This window comes from Micromonospora sp. NPDC023814 (assembly GCF_040639595.1).
In the GTDB taxonomy this organism is placed as follows: Bacteria; Actinomycetota; Actinomycetes; order Mycobacteriales; family Micromonosporaceae; genus Micromonospora.
Genome location: NZ_JBFAAF010000002.1, coordinates 16421 through 32789, shown reverse-complemented (window position 1 = coordinate 32789; position 16369 = coordinate 16421). Strand labels below are relative to the sequence as shown.

Below are 16369 nucleotides of genomic sequence, written 5' to 3'. Positions count from 1 at the left end.
TGGGCGGGCGCCATGCTCTCCCCGGCATGTGTGCGCCGGGTAACATCGGATTCGGTTTATGTAGCCGGGCACATCTGCCCGGACCGGGATCGGGCTGTTAGAGTCCCTTCCCAGCTATGGATATCGGGCGCTCGCCCGGCACCCACCCCGACCCGCCCGGGATCACCGGCGGCCCGCCGCGCGCAGGAGGAAGAAGTTGCTGTCCGCCTTTCTCAGTGCGTTCCGTACGCCTGACCTGCGCAAGAAGCTGCTGTTCACAGTAGGCATCATCGCGGTCTACCGGCTCGGGGCTACGCTGCCCAGCCCGGGTGTCTCGTACGGCAACGTGCAGAAGTGCCTCGACACCCTGGAGAACGGCTCCACCGGGGTCCTCAACCTGCTCAACCTCTTCTCCGGCGGCGCGCTGCTGCAGCTCTCGGTCTTCGCGCTGGGCATCATGCCCTACATCACCGCGTCGATCATCCTGCAGCTGCTGACCGTGGTCATCCCGCGGCTCGAGCAGCTCCGCAAGGAGGGCCAGGCCGGCCAGGCGAAGATCACCCAGTACACCCGCTACCTGACGCTGGGCCTGGGCGTCCTCCAGGCGTCGGCGTTCGTGGCGCTGGCCCGCTCCGGGCAGCTGTTCCAGAACCAGTGCGACCAGTTCCCGATCATCCCCGAGGGCACCGGGATCCCGGACTGGCTGACGCTGACCCTCCTGGTCATGACGATGACCGCCGGCACCGGCGTGGTGATGTGGCTCGGTGAGCTGATCACCGACCGGGGCGTCGGCAACGGCATGTCCGTCCTGATCTTCACCTCGATCGCGGCCCGGCTTCCCAGTGAGGGCTGGCAGATCAAGCAGACCGGCGGCTGGGGCAAGTTCATCCTCGTCATCGCGCTGGTCCTGGTGGTCATCACCGCGGTCACCTTCATCGAGCAGGCGCAGCGCCGGATCCCGGTGCAGTACGCCAAGCGGATGATCGGCCGGCGGATGTACGGCGGCACCTCGACCTACATCCCGCTGAAGGTCAACCAGGCGGGTGTCATCCCGGTCATCTTCGGCTCGTCGCTGCTCTACCTGCCCCAGTTGGCGCTGCAGTTCTTCGACCAGACCAACCCGGGCAAGACCCAGGCGTGGATCCAGAACAACCTGGTCGACCCGACCAGCCCGATCTACATCTCGGTCTACTTCCTGCTGATCATCTTCTTCACGTACTTCTACGTCTCGATCACGTTCAACCCGACCGAGGTCGCGGACAACATGAAGAAGTACGGCGGCTTCGTGCCGGGCATCCGCCCCGGCAAGCCGACCGCCGACTACCTCGACTTCATCCTCAGCCGGATCACCCTGCCGGGCGCCCTTTACCTGGGCATCATCTCGATCCTGCCGAACTTCTTCTTCATCTGGCTGGACAAGCAGCAGTACCTGAACTTCCCGTTCGGCGGCACCGCTGTCCTGATCATGGTCGGCGTCGGTCTGGAGACCACCAAGCAGATCGAGAGCCAACTGATGCAGCGGAACTACGAAGGGTTCCTGCGGTAGATGAGACTCGTTCTGGTTGGCCCGCCGGGTGCGGGCAAAGGTACGCAGGCCGAGTTCGTCGCCGCGCACCTCTCGGTCCCGAAGATCTCGACCGGTGACATCTTCCGGTCGAACGTCTCCCAGGGCACGCCGCTGGGGATCGAGGCGAAGCGCTACATGGACGCCGGCGAGCTGGTGCCCGACGAGGTCACGATCAACATGGTGCGGGACCGGCTCGCCGAGCCGGACGCCGCCGAGGGCTTCCTGCTCGACGGCTTCCCGCGCACCACGCCGCAGGCCGCCGCGCTGGACAAGCTCCTCGCCGACCTGGGCACCGCGCTCGACCTGGTGCTGGAACTCGTCGTCGACGACGACGAGGTGATCCGGCGGCTCTCCGGCCGGCGTACGTGCCGGGGCTGCGGCAAGATCTGGCACGTCGAGTTCGACGCGACCACCCGCGAGGGCATCTGCGACCGCTGCGGCGCCGAGCTGTTCCAGCGCGACGACGACAAGCCGGAGACCATCGCCACCCGCCTGCGGGAGTACGCGGACAAGACCGCGCCGCTGGTCGACTACTACGGCGCCCAGGGCAAGCTGGTGGGCATCGACGCCACCGGCCCGGTGGAGGACGTCACGCTCCGCGCCATCGACGCCCTGCGGTCGTACGGCGGCTGACGTCCCGCCGGGCTCCGGCGGATAGAGTGCGAAGAGCGGGGTACGTCCGACGTGCCCCGCTCTTCGGCATCGGCAACGAAAGGTAACGGCTCCATGCGTCGTCCCCAGCTGGACATCCAGCTGAAGACCCCTGACCAGATCGAGAAGATGCGGGCCGCCGGGCTGGTGGTCGCCGAGGCGCTGCGTCGGATGCGGGAGGCGGTCGCCCCCGGGGTCAGCACCGCCGACCTGGACGCCATCGCCGAGTCGACCATCCGCGAGGCCGGTGCCGTCCCCTCGTTCAAGGGCTACCACGGCTTTCCGGCATCGATCTGCTCGTCGGTGAACGAGCAGGTCGTGCACGCCATCCCGGCGCCGCAGCAGGTGCTCCGCGACGGGGACCTGATCTCGATCGACTGCGGCGCGGTGCTCGACGGTTGGCACGGCGACGCCGCGATCACGGTCGGCGTGGGCGAGGTCGACCCGGCGCTGCTCAGGATGGCCGAGGTGGCCGAGGACGCCATGTGGGCCGGCATCGCCGCCGCCGCCCGCGGGGCGGCCAGCGGCAGGGGCCGGCTCACCGACATCTCGCACGCCGTGGAGAACGCCGTCCGCAAGGGCGGCCGGTACGGCATCGTCGACGGCTACGGCGGCCACGGCATCGGCACCGAGATGCACCAGGACCCGCACGTGCTCAACCACGGACGCCCGGGCAAGGGCCCCCGCCTGGTGCCGGGCATGGCGCTGGCGATCGAGCCGATGATCACGATGGGCTCGCCCCGGACGGTGGAGCTCTCCGACGGCTGGACCGTGGTCACCCGGGACCGGTCGATGGCGGTGCACGTCGAGCACACGATGGCGCTGCTCCCGGACGGCGTCTGGGTGCTGACCGCACCGGACGGCGGTCGCGCCCGGCTCGGCGAACTCGTCACCTCCCGTCAGCCCGCCGACTCGCCGGCCGTCTGATCCGACGATGGTCGGCCGGAGCCGCCCGAGCACGACGAGCGGTCGCCGCTGGCGTACGGGGAGCGGGACGCCCTCGTCACGGCCCGCCGGCGCCCGCCGCCCCCGCGGCGCGGGAGCTCGCGACGCCGGCGGGCGCTGTCCTGTTCCTGGTCGAGGCGCCCGCCGGGCCGGAACGCTGGGCGGGTGACCTGGATGCCTGATTGTCGCCTTTCGGGTGGTCCGACGCTCCCAAGGGTGGCCGGTTTGGCGACGGCCCGCAGGCGGGCGTACACTTTCTGATCGGCGCACAGCGTCCACTCCGGCATGCCCACCCCGCGCTTCGGTGGGAGTCGGAGCCGCGGCTGGCGCGGGCTTCCTGATCTTGATCAGTCGCCCGTGTAAGACGTTGTGGGCCGTCCGGAGTAACCGACGTCAGGACAGCGGAGGACATGCCGAAAAAAGACGGAGCCATCGAGATCGAGGGTCGGGTCATCGAGCCCCTGCCGAACGCAATGTTCCGCGTGGAGCTCGCGAACGGTCACAAGGTGCTGGCTCACATCAGCGGCAAGATGCGGCAGCACTACATCCGCATCCTGCCGGAGGACCGGGTCGTCGTCGAACTCTCGCCGTACGACCTGACCCGCGGGCGCATCGTCTACCGCTACAAGTAAGCCTGACGACGGCCGGGACGTCCCCGTGTCCGTCTTCGACGTCCGGTGTCGCGCCTCGGCGCGTCGTCGGGCCAGATGGGAAGTAAGGCAACCGTGAAGGTCAAGCCGAGCGTCAAGAGGATCTGCAACAAGTGCCGGGTCATCCGCCGGCACGGCCGGGTCATGGTCATCTGCACCGACCCGCGCCACAAGCAGCGCCAGGGCTGAACCAGTTCCGACCGGCCGTGTGACAACGGTCGGTCGTAATCGGTCCGGGCCGCGGATCCAGACAACGAATCAATTGCTCGTCCCAGCCGCGGGCGGTGCGCGTCGCGTACCTCTTCGTGGTTGACCCCCGGTCGGAGGCCGGGGCCCGCTCGGGCAGCGACCGTTTCCGGTCGCCGGCGCACGACGCCGGAGGCGGAACGGTCGGTAGCGGGGTGGGACGGGTCCACACCTCCGCCAGAACACCACGAGGAGCACGCCCGCACATGGCACGTCTAGTCGGCGTCGACCTCCCCCGCGAGAAGCGGATGGAGATCGCGCTCACCTACATCTTCGGCGTGGGTCGGACCCGCGCCCTGGAGACGCTCGCCGCCACCGGCATCTCGCCGGACAAGCGCGCCCGGGACCTCACGGACGAGGAGCTGGTCCAGCTCCGCGACCACATCGAGGGCAACTACAAGGTTGAAGGCGACCTGCGCCGCGAGGTCGCCGCTGACATCCGCCGCAAGGTCGAGATCGGCTGCTACGCCGGCATCCGGCACCGCCGGGGCCTGCCCGTGCGTGGCCAGCGGACCCGGACCAACGCGCGGACCCGCAAGGGCCCGAAGCGGACCGTGGCCGGCAAGAAGAAGCCCGGCAAGAAGTAAATAGGAGCGCACAGACTTATGCCACCGAAGGCTCGTGCCGGAGCCGCTGTCAAGAAGGTCCGGCGCAAGGAACGCAAGAACGTCGCCCACGGGCAGGCGCACATCAAGAGCACCTTCAACAACACCATCGTGTCCATCACGGACCCGACCGGTGCGGTCATCTCCTGGGCCTCCGCGGGCCAGGTGGGCTTCAAGGGCTCCCGCAAGTCGACCCCGTTCGCCGCGCAGCTCGCCGCCGAGGCCGCCGCGCGCCGGGCGATGGAGCACGGCATGCGCAAGGTCGACGTGTTCGTCAAGGGCCCCGGCTCCGGCCGGGAGACCGCCATCCGTTCGCTGCAGGCCGTGGGCCTGGAGGTCGGTCAGATCTCCGACGTGACCCCGCAGCCGCACAACGGGTGCCGTCCGCCGAAGCGTCGCCGGGTCTGAGAGGTTAGAGAGAGATGGCTCGTTACACCGGTGCTGACTGCCGCCGTTGCCGGCGGGAGAAGATGAAGCTGTTCCTCAAGGGCAGCAAGTGCGATGGCCCGAAGTGCCCGTTCGAGTCCCGGCCGTTCCCGCCCGGGCAGCACGGCCGCGGCCGCACGAAGGAGACGGAGTACCTGCTCCAGCTCCGTGAGAAGCAGAAGGCCCGCCGTGTCTACGGCGTGCTGGAGAAGCAGTTCCGCGGTTACTACGAGGAGGCCGTGGCCAAGCAGGCCAAGACCGGTGAGGTCCTCCTGCAGATCCTCGAGTCGCGGCTGGACAACGTGGTCTACCGGGCCGGCTACGCCAAGTCCCGGGACATGGCCCGTCAGCTGGTCAAGCACGGTCACTTCACGGTGAACGGCAAGAAGGTCGACATCCCGTCGTACCGCGTCAAGGAGCACGACATCATCGAGGTCCGGGGCAAGAGCAAGGAGCTCACCCCGTTCATCGTGGCGCAGGCCGAGGCCGGCTCGCGGTCGGTTCCGGCGTGGCTCGAGGCGATCCCCAGCCAGATGAAGATCCTCGTGCACTCGCTCCCGGCCCGCCAGGTCATCGACACGCAGGTCCAGGAGCAGCTGATCGTCGAGCTCTACTCCAAGTAGTCGGGGCTCGTTGCGGTGGCCCGCCCGACACGGGCGGGCCACCGGAACAGTTTGTCGTGGGCGTCATATGGCGGGCGCCCCGGAAGAGAAGAGAAGACATGCTCATCAGCCAGCGACCGACCCTCTCCGAGGAGTCGATCAACGAGACCCGGTCCCGGTTCACCATCGAGCCGCTGGAGCCGGGCTTCGGCTACACCCTGGGCAACTCGCTGCGGCGTACGCTGCTGTCGTCGATCCCGGGTGCGGCGGTCACCTCGATCAAGATCGACGGTGTGCTGCACGAGTTCACCACGATCCCCGGTGTCAAGGAGGACGTGGTCGAGCTCGTCATGAACATCAAGGAGCTCTGCGTCAGCTCCGAGCACGACGAGCCGGTCAGCATGTACCTGCGCAAGCAGGGCCCCGGCGACGTGACCGCGGGTGACATCCAGCCGCCGGCCGGCGTCTCGGTGCACAACCCCGACCTGAAGCTCGCCACCCTCAACGGCAAGGGCCGGCTCGACATGGAGCTGACCGTCGAGCGGGGCCGCGGCTACGTCACGGCGGCGCAGAACAAGCAGGCCGGCGCCGAGATCGGCCGGATCCCGGTCGACTCGATCTACTCGCCGGTGCTCAAGGTGACCTACCGCGTCGAGGCGACCCGTGTCGAGCAGCGGACGGACTTCGACCGGCTGATCATCGACGTCGAGACCAAGCCGTCGATGGGCCCGCGTACCGCGCTGGCCTCGGCCGGCTCGACGCTGGTGGAGCTGTTCGGTCTGGCCCGGGAGCTGGACGAGACCGCCGAGGGCATCGACATCGGGCCGTCCCCGCAGGACGCCCAGCTCGCGGCGGACTTGGCGCTGCCGATCGAGGAGCTGGACCTGACCGTCCGCTCCTACAACTGCCTCAAGCGCGAGGGCATCAACTCCGTTGGTGAGCTCATCGGGCGTACCGAGGCCGACCTCCTCGACATCCGCAACTTCGGTCAGAAGTCGATCGACGAGGTCAAGATGAAGCTCGCCGGGATGGGTCTGGGGCTGAAGGACTCGGCCCCGAACTTCGACCCGGCGCACGTCGTGGACACCTTCGGCGAGGCCGACTACGACACCGACGACTACCGCGAGACCGAGCAGCTCTAGTCCGCGCTGCCGCCACACCTGAGGAGCACCAAGCATGCCCACGCCCACCAAGGGCCCCCGCCTCGGCGGCAGCCCCGCGCACGAGCGGCTGATGCTGGCCAACCTGGCCACCGCGCTGTTCCAGCACGGCAAGATCCAGACCACCGAGACGAAGGCCCGGCGGCTGCGTCCGCTGGCCGAGCAGCTCATCACCAAGGCCAAGCGCGGCGACCTGGCGTCCCGCCGGCGGGTGCTGGGCGTCGTCAAGGACAAGGACGTGGTCTACGCCCTGTTCGACCAGATCGCGCCCCGGTACGCCAACCGCAACGGTGGCTACACCCGGATCGTGAAGACCGGTCCGCGCAAGGGTGACGCCGCGCCGATGGCGATCATCGAGCTGGTCGAGGAGCTTCAGGTCGCCGAGCCGAAGGCGAACAAGAAGACCGCCGCCCGCAAGGCCGCGCAGCAGGACAAGGTCGAGGCGCTCGCCCCGGCCGAGGAGGCCCCGAAGTCGAACTCGGGCGACCAGGACGCCGAGGCGCCCGTGTCGGCGTCCGGCGACACCGCCGCCGCCCGCGAGGACAGCGACGAGGCCGGCGAGAACGACAAGGCCTGATCCAGGCCACCGTCGGGCCCGGCACCCCTCGTGGGGTGCCGGGCCCGACCCCGTGAGGCGGAGGTACGAGTGGACGAGCGCACCCGGCTGCGGCTGGACGTCGCGTACGACGGCACCGGCTTCTCCGGCTGGGCCGCCCAGCCGACACGGCGTACGGTCGCCGGGGTGCTCGTGCAGACCCTCGACCTGGTGCTCGGCGCGGGGACGGCGACGGGGCTGACCGTGGCGGGTCGCACCGACGCCGGGGTGCACGCCACCGGGCAGGTCTGCCACGTGGACCTGTCCACCGCCGTGTGGCGGGAGCACGAGGGGCGGCTGCTGCGCCGGCTGGCCCGGCTGCTCCCCACCGACATGCGGGTGCGGGCGATGACCGAGGTGCCCGCCGACTTCGACGCCCGGTTCTCGGCCACCTTCCGCCGCTACGAGTACCGGGTCACCGACGCGCCGTGGGGCGCCGAGCCGCTGCGCCGGCACGAGGTGCTGGCCTGGCCGAAGCCGCTCGACCTGGACGCGCTGAACGCCGCCGCGGCGGGGCTGGTGGGGGAGCACGACTTCGCCGCGTACTGCCGGCGCAAGGAGAACGCCACCACGCTGCGCGAGGTGACCCGGCTGGACTGGCGGCGGGACCCCGACGGGCTCCTCGTGGCCACCGTGCAGGCCGACGCGTTCTGCCAGGCGATGGTGCGCAGCCTGGTCGGCGCGATGCTGGTCGCGGGGGACGGGCGCCGTCCGGTCGGGTGGCCGGGCAGCCTGCTCACCCGCCGGGAACGGTCCAGCGAGGTGACCGTTGCCCCGGCGCACGGGCTGACCCTGGTCGCCGTGGGCTACCCCGACGACCCGGCCGAGTACGCCCGCCGCGCCGAGGCGACCCGCCGGCTGCGCGTCCCCGTGGAGGGTTGACCGCAGGGACGCGTCCGACGTGCGCCATCTCGGCGGATCGGTGCCGACCGGCCAGGGTGTCGGCCGTCGGGGCCCGCGCACCCGTCCACACCCGGGGGCTCGTCACTCGCCCGGCAGCTCGCTCCCGTCCTGTGTGCCGGTGCGGTCCGCGCCCTCGTCGGTCGGCTGGCCGGCCGTCCCACCGTCCGCCCGGCGCTCCAGCACACTCTGGTTGAGGTGCAGCTCGATCATGTCGAAGAGGATCTCTCTGGCCTTCGTGTCGCCCGACCTGATCGTCTCGCCGTCGGCGCGGGCGACCACCGCGTACGCGAGGTAGTGGCCGCGCACCTGCCAGCCGACCCGCGCCGGCGCGGTGGCGATCGCCTCGGTGCCGTTGTCGGCCGGCATGCCCCGGAATCGGCCCTGCCGCTCGTCGAGCATCTGCCGGATCCGGTCGCGGGCGCGTTCGGCGCTGGCGCGGTCGGTCAGGTTGAACAGGCCGGCGGTCACCAGGTGGTCGCCGTCGGGCGTGCGCAGGGTGGCCCGGACCACCTGGTTGCAGCCGAGCCGGACCAGCAGGTCGGCGACCTCCCCGGTGGCCGCGACCGCGCAGCTGGCGCTGGAGTGGGTCTTCAGCACCCGGTACGCGGGCTGCCCGTCGGCGACGACGAGCTGCGTGCCGGGGAACAGTTCCTTGGCCGTCAGCGGCGCCTGGTCGGTGTCCCGGGAGTCGAGGTCGTGCGCCCCGGCCTCGGCCGACTCGGCCACCTGGGGCTGGCCGGTGGGCGTGGCCTGCGGCGTCCGGTCGCGCTCGACCAGCAGGGCGGCGGCGCCGAGGCCGCAGAGCGCGAGCAGCACGAGCACGGCCGCACCGCCGACCAGCACCTGCCACAGCCGGCCGCCGCCCCGCTGCGGCACGGGGCGCTCGACCGCCACGGGTGCCTCGGTGTCCACGGGTGCCTCGGCCGCTACGGCCGGCTCGGCCGGTGCCGGCGACACCTGCACGTCCGACCGCGCCTGCACGTCCGACCGCGCCTGCACGTCCGACCGCGCCTGCGGGTCCGGCGGGGCCTGCGGGGTCGGTGGGTCGGGCCGTACCTCTGCCTGTGGCGCTGGCGCCGCCTCCTGTGACGCTGGTGGCGACGTCTGCGGCGGCTGTGGCGCTGGTGGCGGCGGCTGCGGCGCCTGTGGTGCTGGCGCGTGCTGCGCGGGGGACACCGGGACCGGGGCGCGGACCGGCGCCGGCTCGGCGGGGGGCAGCGCGACCCGGTTGGGCCGGGGCAGCGACGGCGTCGGGAAGCGGGACGGGGAGGGACCGGCCGGCGGACCGGCACCGAGCACCGAGCGGCCGGACCCGCGCTCCGGGTACTCCATGAATGCTTCCTCATCGGACTCGTACCGATACACCATGTCGCCCAGGGTAGGAGGCATTGTCCCTTTAGGGGGTAATAACGGGAAATTGGGTGCCTGACTGTTTCGTGTCGTGCTGTGTCCGCTCCTCGGCCCGGGACCGGCCGGTGGCGAGGGCGGTGCGAGAATTGCCGGCGTGACCGGCGACCACTACTTCACCGCTGAACCCGCGACTGCCGCCCACCCGCGCGAGGTCGAGTTCGCCGTCGCCGGCCGCGACTACACCCTGACCTCCTCCGGCGGGGTCTTCTCCGCCGCCCGCCTCGACCCCGGCACGGCCGTGCTGCTGCGCAAGGCCGAGCTGCCGCCCGCCGGCACGGCCGGCGCCCTGCTCGACCTCGGCTGTGGCTTCGGGCCGATCACCTGCGTGCTGGCCACCTCGGCGCCGTCGGCGACCGTCTGGGCCGTCGACGTCAACGAGCGGGCCCGGGAGCTGACCGCGGCCAACGCGGGGCGGGTCGGCGCGGGCGACCGGGTACGCGTCGCCGCGCCGGACGACGTGCCCGCCGACGTGACGTTCGCCCAGCTCTGGTCCAACCCGCCGATCCGGGTCGGCAAGGACGAGCTGCACCGGATGCTGCTGCGCTGGCTGCCCCGGCTCGCCCCGGACGGCGTCGCCTGGCTGGTGGTCGCCCGCCACCTCGGCGGCGACTCGCTGCACCGCTGGCTGGCCGACCAGGGCTGGCAGGTCGAGCGGCACGCCAGCCAGAAGGGCTACCGGGTGCTGCGCGTCACCCGGTAATTGGTTGGGCCGCCCGGCGGGTGCTCGGGCAGGATGCCGGCGTGGGATACGTGGACGTGGCAGCCGTCGGGCACCTCCTCCCCGACGGGCGGGAACTCTTCACCGACGTCTCGTTCCGGGTCGGGGAGGGCGCCAAGGTGGCCCTGGTCGGGCCGAACGGCGCCGGCAAGACGACGCTGCTGCGGATGGTCGCCGGCGACCTGCCGGTGAAGACCGGCGCGATCGCGCGGGCCGGCGGGCTGGGCGTGATGCGCCAGTTCATCGGCATGATCGGTGACGAGTCCACACTGGCCGACCTGGCGCTGTCGCTCGCCCCGCCGGCGCTGCGCGACGCCGGCCGCCGGCTCGCCGAGACCGAGGCGGCCATGCGGGCGGCCGAGGTCCGCGGCAAGTACAGCACCGCCGCCGGCAAGGCCCAGCTGGCGTACGCGGACGCGCTCGCGGCGTGGGGCGAGGCCGGCGGGTACGACGCCGAGGTGCTCTTCGACACCGTCGCCACCATCGTGCTCGGCCTGCCGTGGGACGGCGCCCGGGAGCGACCCGTCCGGACCCTCTCCGGCGGCCAGCAGAAGCGCTTCGCCCTCGAACTGCTGCTGCGCGGCCCCGACGAGGTGCTGCTCCTCGACGAGCCGGACAACTTCCTCGACGTGCCGGGCAAGCGCTGGCTGGAGGGGCGGCTGCGCGAGTCGGCCAAGTCGGTGCTCTACGTCTCGCACGACCGGGAGCTGCTGGCGCACACCGCCGACCGGGTGGTCGCCGTGGAGGGCGGCAGCGCCTGGGTGCACCCCGGCGGTTTCGCGAGCTGGCACTCCGCGCGGGTGGCCCGGCACGCCCGCCTCGACGAGCTGCGCAAACGCTGGGACGAGGAGCACCAGAAGCTGCGCGAGCTGATGCTGATGTACAAGCAGAAGGCCGCGTACAACGACGGGATGGCCTCGCGCTACCAGGCCGCGCAGACCCGGTTGCGCAAGTTCGAGGAGGCCGGGCCGCCGCCCGTACCGCCGAAGGACCAGGACATCCGGATGCGCCTGACCGGCGGGCGGACCGGCAAGCGCGCGGTGGTCTGCGAGCAGTTGGAGCTCGACGGCCTGACCTACCCGTTCGACCTGGAGATCTGGTACGGCGACCGGGTGGCGGTGCTCGGCGCCAACGGCACGGGGAAGTCGCACTTCCTCCGGCTGCTCGCCCGCGGCGGCAGCGACCCCGACCCGGCCAACGGCCCGGTCGACGGCGCGGCGGCGCTCGCGCCGGTCGCGCACGACGGGGTGGCCCGGCTCGGCGCGCGGGTGCGCCCCGGGCACTTCTCGCAGACCCACGACCGGCCGGAGCTGATGGCGAAGACCCTCGTGGAGATCCTCTGGCGGGGGGACGACCACCGGGCCGGCATGGACCGGCACGCGGCGATGGCGGCGCTGTCCCGGTACGAGCTGGCGGGGCAGGGCGACCAGCGCTTCGGCACCCTCTCCGGCGGGCAGCAGGCGCGGTTCCTGGTGCTGCTGCTGGAGCTGTCCGGCGCGACGCTGCTGCTGCTCGACGAGCCCACCGACAACCTCGACCTGGCGTCGGCGGAGGCGCTGGAGGCCGGGCTGACGGCGTTCGAGGGAACCGTGGTCGCGGTGACCCACGACCGCTGGTTCACCCGATCGTTCGACCGGTTCGTCCTCTTCCGCGGCGACAACGAGGTGGTGGAGACCCCCGAGCCGGTCTGGGACGTTGGCTGAGGCGAACCCGGGCGGCGGGCCGGCCGGCATAGGGTGGATCTCGTGACTGAGATGACCTACCGCCGGTTGGGCGACTCCGGGCTCGTGGTGTCCGTCGTCGGCATCGGCTGCAACAACGTCGGCCGCAAGCTCGACCTCGACGGGACCCGGGCGGTGGTCGACGCCGCGCTGGACGCCGGGATCAACTTCTTCGACACCGCCGACATCTACGGCGAGCCGCAGGGCGGCTCCGAGGAACTGCTGGGTCAGGCGCTCAAGGGCCGCCGCGACGACGTGGTGGTGGCCACCAAGTTCGGCATGGACATGCACGGCCTCAACGGCCCCGACTTCGGCGCCCGGGGCGCGCGGCGCTACATCGCCCGCGCCGTGGAGGCGTCGCTGCGCCGGCTCGGCACCGACCACATCGACCTGTACCAGATGCACGAGCCTGACCCGGGCACCCCGATCGACGAGACCCTCGCCGCGCTGGACGACCTGGTCCGCGCCGGCAAGGTGCGCTACCTGGGCAACTCCAACTTCGCCGGGTGGCAGATCGCCGACGCGGACTGGGTGGCGTCGTCCAACGGCCGGTCCCGGTTCATCAGCGTGCAGAACCACTACAGCCTGCTGGAACGCTCCGCCGAGGCCGAGGTGGTGCCGGCCTGCGAGCGGTTCGGCCTCGGGCTGCTGCCGTTCTTCCCGCTGGCCAACGGCCTGCTGACCGGCAAGTACAAGCGCGACCAGGCCCCGCCCGCCGGCAGCCGCCTCGCCGGAGGCGGCCGGTACGCACAGCGCCTCGCCGCCGCCGACTGGGACACCATCGAGGCGATCGAGGCGTACGCGAACGAGCGGGGGCTGTCGATGCTCCAGGTGGCCATCGGCGGGCTGGCCGCCCTGCCGGCGGTGACCTCGGTGATCGCCGGTGCCACCACACCCGAGCAGGTGCGCTCCAACGCGGAGGCGGGCACCTGGCAGCCCACCGACGAGGACCTCGACGCCCTCCGCGCCATCCTCTGAGCCGGGTACGCCCGGCCGCCGACGCGCCCGCCCAGGCCCGGGTCGTCACGGGTGGAACACCACGCACGTCTCCGACACCGGGAGGCAGCCCTGGTGTTCCACCCGTCCCCGCCATCTTTCCCCGCGCGCCCGTCCCGGCCGGCCCCGGGCGACTGTCCCGTGGGCCTGCCGGCGGGCGCTCCGTCACCTGGCCGGAGGGACCGTGCGCCGCCGCGGGTGGAACGGCACGGCTGTCACCGTGGGCGGGTTACAGCCGTGCTGTTCCGCTCGTCTGCACGTTCCCGCAGGGCGGCGGTGACGAGGCGTACCGTCCGGGGCCGGTGCCGGAGCACATCGTCGGCGGTGAAGCGGAGGACGATCCAGCCGGCCGCGCGCAGCGCGTTCAGCCGGGCGACGTCCTGGCGGAAGTGGGCGCGCTCGCGGTGGTGGTCGCCGTCGTACTCGACCGCGACGCGCAGGGCGGGCCAGGCCAGGTCGACCCGACCGACGAACCGCCCCCGGGCGTCGAGCACGTCGTGCTGTGCCGTGGGTGGGGGCAGCCCGGCGTCGAGCAGGAGGAGCCGCAGCCGGGTTTCCATCGGGGACTCGCTCAGCGGCTCGGCCAGCGCCAGCACCTCGCGCAGCAGCGGCAGCCCGGGCCAGCGGGAACGCGTGTCGGCGTACGCCTGCAGGGCCGGCAGCCCGACCACCCGGCGGTGCAGCATGGCGTCGACGGCGACGAGGGCCTCGTCGCGTGGCCCTCGTCGCGCGAGGTCGAACGCCGTTCGCAGCGGCGTGGTGACCGGTAGGCCGCCGAAGCAGGTCAGGTCGCTGCCCGGCAGCGCCGAGCGGGTGACGGCCAGCTGTGGGTGCGGGCGCAGGCGTGCCGGCCGGGAAAGGAGCACGCTGACCGGCGCGTTCCGCGGCAGCAGGTCGACGCCCCACAGGTACGCGGCGCTCGGCCCGGCGATCGCGGCACCGGCGGGCAGGAGCAGGGCGACCGCGTCGCACCAGAGCCGATGGTCGGCTGCGCGCAGGGCGTCCCGGTGCACGTACACGTCGGGGAGCAGGCGTTGCCAGGTCGGGCCGCGCAGCATGGCGCGGGTCAGCAGCCCCTGCGCGATCGCGGTGCTGCCGCGGAACGGCAGGAAGGCGAGCCGGGGCGGAACCCGGGCGGGGGAGGGCATCCGGACAGCATCGCGTGACGGGTCGGTCACGCGCCGCCCCGATCGTCGGCTTCGGACGGTCGGTGTGAAATCCGCGTCCCGCCCTTGGCGGATCCGGCGATCCGTCGTACGGTGACACGCGCAAGTGACCCACGGGAGCCCGGTGCACCGGGCTGAGAGGGGGGCTGAGAGCCCCCGACCGTCGAACCTGATCCGGGTAATGCCGGCGCAGGGAGGAGTGTTGCCGTGCCGTCCCTGGGACGACTGCATCTGATCACCGACACCCGACCCGGGCGGGATCCGCTGGCCGTGTTGCGGGCGGCCCTTCCGGTGGCCCGCGCCGAGCTGGTCGTGCAGGTCCGCGTCACCGACGACGCCACCGACCGGGAGGCGTACGACCTGGCCCGCCGGGTGGTCGCGCTCTGCGCGCCGTACGACGTCCCCTGCCTCGTCAACGACCGGCTGCACGTGGCGCTGGCGGTGGGCGCCGCCGGCGGGCACGTCGGCGCGGCGGACCTGCCGGTCGGGGCGGCCCGCCGGGTGCTCGGCGCGACCGCCGTGCTCGGGGCCACCGCCCGCGAGCCGGGGACGGCCGCCGAGGCGGTCGCCGCCGGGGCCAGCTACCTGGGCGTGGGCCCCTGCCACGCCACGAGCACCAAGACCGGCCTGCCGGCGCCGATCGGCCCGGCCGGGGTGCGCGCCGTCACCACCGCCGTGGACGTGCCGGTGGTCGCGATCGGCGGGGTGACCGCCGCGAACGCGCCCGCGCTGCTGGCCGCCGGGGCGTACGGGGTGGCGGTGGTGGGGGCACTGTCCGGGGCGGCCGATCCGGCCCGGGCGACGGCGGAGCTGCTGGGAGCGCTGGGGTGCTGAGCCGGCCGGACGTCGCCGTGGTGGGGGCGGGACCGGTCGGGCTGGCGATCGCCTGGCGCTGCGCGGCGCGCGGCCTCCGGGTCGCCGTGCACGACCCCGCCCCGGGCTCCGGCGCGTCGTACGTCGCCGCCGGGATGCTCGCCCCGGTCGCCGAGGCGTACTTCGGCGAGCACGAGCTGACCGGGCTGCTGACCGCCTCCGCCGCCCGCTGGCCCGCCTTCGCCGCCGAGCTGACCGCCGCCACCGGCGCGGACGTCGGCTACCGCACCGAGGGCACGTTGGTGGTCGGGCTCACCGCCGACGACCTGGCCGAGGCCCGCCGGCTGTGGGCGTACCAGCAGGGTCTCGGACTGCCGGTGACGCCGCTGCGCCCCTCGGCGCTGCGGGACCGCGAGCCGGCGTTGGCGCCCCGGGTGCGCGGCGGCGCGCTCGCCGCCACCGACCACCAGGTCGACCCGCGCCGGCTGGTGCCGGCGCTGCGCGCGGCCGCCGAACGGGCCGGCGCCACGCTGGTGCCCGCCGCCGTGCGCCGGCTGTCCGACGTGGACGCCCGCGTCACGGTGGTGGCGGCCGGCTGCGGGGCGGCGGCCCTGACCGGGCTGCCGGTGCGGCCGGTGAAGGGCCAGGTGCTACGGCTCCGCGCGCCCGGCGGCGGCGCGCCGGTCTTCCGGCACGTCATCCGGGGGTACGCCGACGGCGAGCACGTCTATCTCGTGCCCCGCGACAGCGGGGAGGTGGTGGTGGGCGCGACCGTCGAGGAGCGCGCCGACACCGACGTCTCCGCCGGGGCGGTGCTGCGCCTGCTCCGCGCCGCCGTCGACCTGCTGCCGGAGCTGGCCGAGTACGACCTCGTCGAGGCCCTCGCCGGCCTGCGCCCCGGCACCCCGGACAACGCCCCGATCCTCGGCCCGCTGCCCGGCCGGCCGGGCGTGCTCGTCGCGACCGGGCACCACCGGCACGGCATCGTGCTCACCCCCGTCACCGCCGACCTGGTCGCCGACCTGGTCGTCACCGGTACGGCGGACCCGCTGCTCGCCCCCTTCACCCCGGACCGGTTCGCGCCGGCCGCCACCGCCGATCCGGTTGTCACCGTCGGACGGGCCGCCACCGCCGATCCGGTTGTCACCGTCGGACGGGCCGCCACCGCCGATCCGGTTGTCACCGTCGGACGGGCCGCCACCGCCGATCCGGTTGT

18 protein-coding genes and 1 riboswitch are annotated in these 16369 nt (G+C 72.7%); of the genes, 16 read left to right on the top strand and 2 right to left on the bottom strand.

The genetic code is table 11. The features are described 5' to 3' along the window. Positions 1–196: 196 nt before the first annotated feature. The 11 genes from secY to truA all read left to right on the top strand — a co-directional run bounded on the left by secY (position 197) and on the right by truA (position 8308). On the top strand, positions 197–1525 hold the full coding sequence (gene secY / locus AB0G14_RS01200) for a preprotein translocase subunit SecY (protein WP_357692533.1): 1329 nt from the start codon (positions 197–199) through the stop codon (positions 1523–1525). Next, complete coding sequence (locus AB0G14_RS01195) at positions 1526–2179, top strand: adenylate kinase (RefSeq protein ID WP_357460255.1); 654 nt, start codon at positions 1526–1528, stop codon at positions 2177–2179. Positions 2180–2272: 93 nt separating this feature from the next. Then, positions 2273–3124, top strand: a complete 852-nt coding sequence (gene map / locus AB0G14_RS01190) for a type I methionyl aminopeptidase (protein WP_357692530.1) — start codon at positions 2273–2275, stop codon at positions 3122–3124. A gap of 428 nt (positions 3125–3552) precedes the next feature. Next, positions 3553–3774 carry a translation initiation factor IF-1 gene (gene infA / locus AB0G14_RS01185; RefSeq protein WP_007073013.1) on the top strand — a complete coding sequence of 74 codons (222 nt, stop codon included), beginning with the start codon at positions 3553–3555 and terminating at the stop codon, positions 3772–3774. Between the two features lie 93 nt (positions 3775–3867). Continuing rightward, complete coding sequence (gene rpmJ / locus AB0G14_RS01180; protein WP_012184307.1) at positions 3868–3981, top strand: 50S ribosomal protein L36; 114 nt, start codon at positions 3868–3870, stop codon at positions 3979–3981. A gap of 263 nt (positions 3982–4244) precedes the next feature. Continuing rightward, positions 4245–4625, top strand: coding sequence for a 30S ribosomal protein S13 (rpsM, locus tag AB0G14_RS01175; RefSeq protein ID WP_043965541.1), 381 nt, complete (start codon positions 4245–4247; stop codon positions 4623–4625). Positions 4626–4643: 18 nt separating this feature from the next. After that, positions 4644–5051 (top strand): 30S ribosomal protein S11, encoded by a 408-nt coding sequence (gene rpsK / locus AB0G14_RS01170; protein ID WP_007073011.1) that lies wholly within the window; start codon positions 4644–4646, stop codon positions 5049–5051. 14 nt (positions 5052–5065) lie between these two features. After that, on the top strand, positions 5066–5692 hold the full coding sequence (gene rpsD, locus AB0G14_RS01165; RefSeq protein WP_350711525.1) for a 30S ribosomal protein S4: 627 nt from the start codon (positions 5066–5068) through the stop codon (positions 5690–5692). Positions 5693–5790: 98 nt separating this feature from the next. Next, a complete protein-coding gene (locus AB0G14_RS01160; RefSeq protein WP_091079335.1) occupies positions 5791–6813 on the top strand; it encodes a DNA-directed RNA polymerase subunit alpha in 1023 nt (340 codons plus the stop codon). 34 nt (positions 6814–6847) lie between these two features. After that, complete coding sequence (rplQ, locus tag AB0G14_RS01155) at positions 6848–7408, top strand: 50S ribosomal protein L17 (RefSeq protein WP_350711523.1); 561 nt, start codon at positions 6848–6850, stop codon at positions 7406–7408. A 69-nt stretch (positions 7409–7477) separates the two neighbouring features. Beyond that, positions 7478–8308 carry a tRNA pseudouridine(38-40) synthase TruA gene (truA, locus tag AB0G14_RS01150; protein ID WP_357692525.1) on the top strand — a complete coding sequence of 277 codons (831 nt, stop codon included), beginning with the start codon at positions 7478–7480 and terminating at the stop codon, positions 8306–8308. Between the two features lie 102 nt (positions 8309–8410). On the opposite strand, the gene AB0G14_RS01145 is transcribed toward truA, so the two are convergent. Then, a complete protein-coding gene (locus tag AB0G14_RS01145; RefSeq protein WP_357692523.1) occupies positions 8411–9697 on the bottom strand; it encodes a hypothetical protein in 1287 nt (428 codons plus the stop codon). Positions 9698–9833: 136 nt separating this feature from the next. Between AB0G14_RS01145 and AB0G14_RS01140 the strand changes: the two genes are divergently transcribed. Genes AB0G14_RS01140 through AB0G14_RS01130 form a run of 3 tightly spaced genes read left to right on the top strand, consistent with a single transcriptional unit; the run spans position 9834 to position 13156 of the window. Further along, positions 9834–10439: a methyltransferase gene (locus AB0G14_RS01140; protein WP_357692521.1), complete on the top strand. Its 606-nt coding sequence runs from the start codon at positions 9834–9836 to the stop codon at positions 10437–10439. A gap of 41 nt (positions 10440–10480) precedes the next feature. Next, positions 10481–12160 carry an ATP-binding cassette domain-containing protein gene (locus AB0G14_RS01135; RefSeq protein ID WP_357460265.1) on the top strand — a complete coding sequence of 560 codons (1680 nt, stop codon included), beginning with the start codon at positions 10481–10483 and terminating at the stop codon, positions 12158–12160. A gap of 33 nt (positions 12161–12193) precedes the next feature. Further along, the gene (locus AB0G14_RS01130) at positions 12194–13156 is read left to right on the top strand and encodes an aldo/keto reductase (protein WP_357692519.1); all 963 of its coding nucleotides are present in this window, start codon (positions 12194–12196) and stop codon (positions 13154–13156) included. Positions 13157–13389: 233 nt separating this feature from the next. Here AB0G14_RS01130 and AB0G14_RS01125 read toward each other — a convergent pair whose 3' ends face one another. Beyond that, on the bottom strand, positions 13390–14322 hold the full coding sequence (locus AB0G14_RS01125; protein WP_357692517.1) for a DUF559 domain-containing protein: 933 nt from the start codon (positions 14320–14322) through the stop codon (positions 13390–13392). A gap of 122 nt (positions 14323–14444) precedes the next feature. After that, a riboswitch (TPP riboswitch) is annotated at positions 14445–14553 on the top strand. Here AB0G14_RS01125 and thiE point away from each other — a divergent pair. Both thiE and thiO read left to right on the top strand, forming a co-directional pair. Beyond that, entirely contained in the window at positions 14548–15174 is a 627-nt protein-coding gene (gene thiE / locus AB0G14_RS01120; RefSeq protein WP_357692515.1) for a thiamine phosphate synthase, read from the top strand. (Overlaps the previous riboswitch by 6 nt.) Then, positions 15168–16369, top strand: a 1202-nt coding sequence (thiO, locus tag AB0G14_RS01115) for a glycine oxidase ThiO (protein ID WP_357692513.1), incomplete at its 3' end; no start/stop codon positions are given. The genes thiE and thiO, both read left to right, overlap by 7 nt.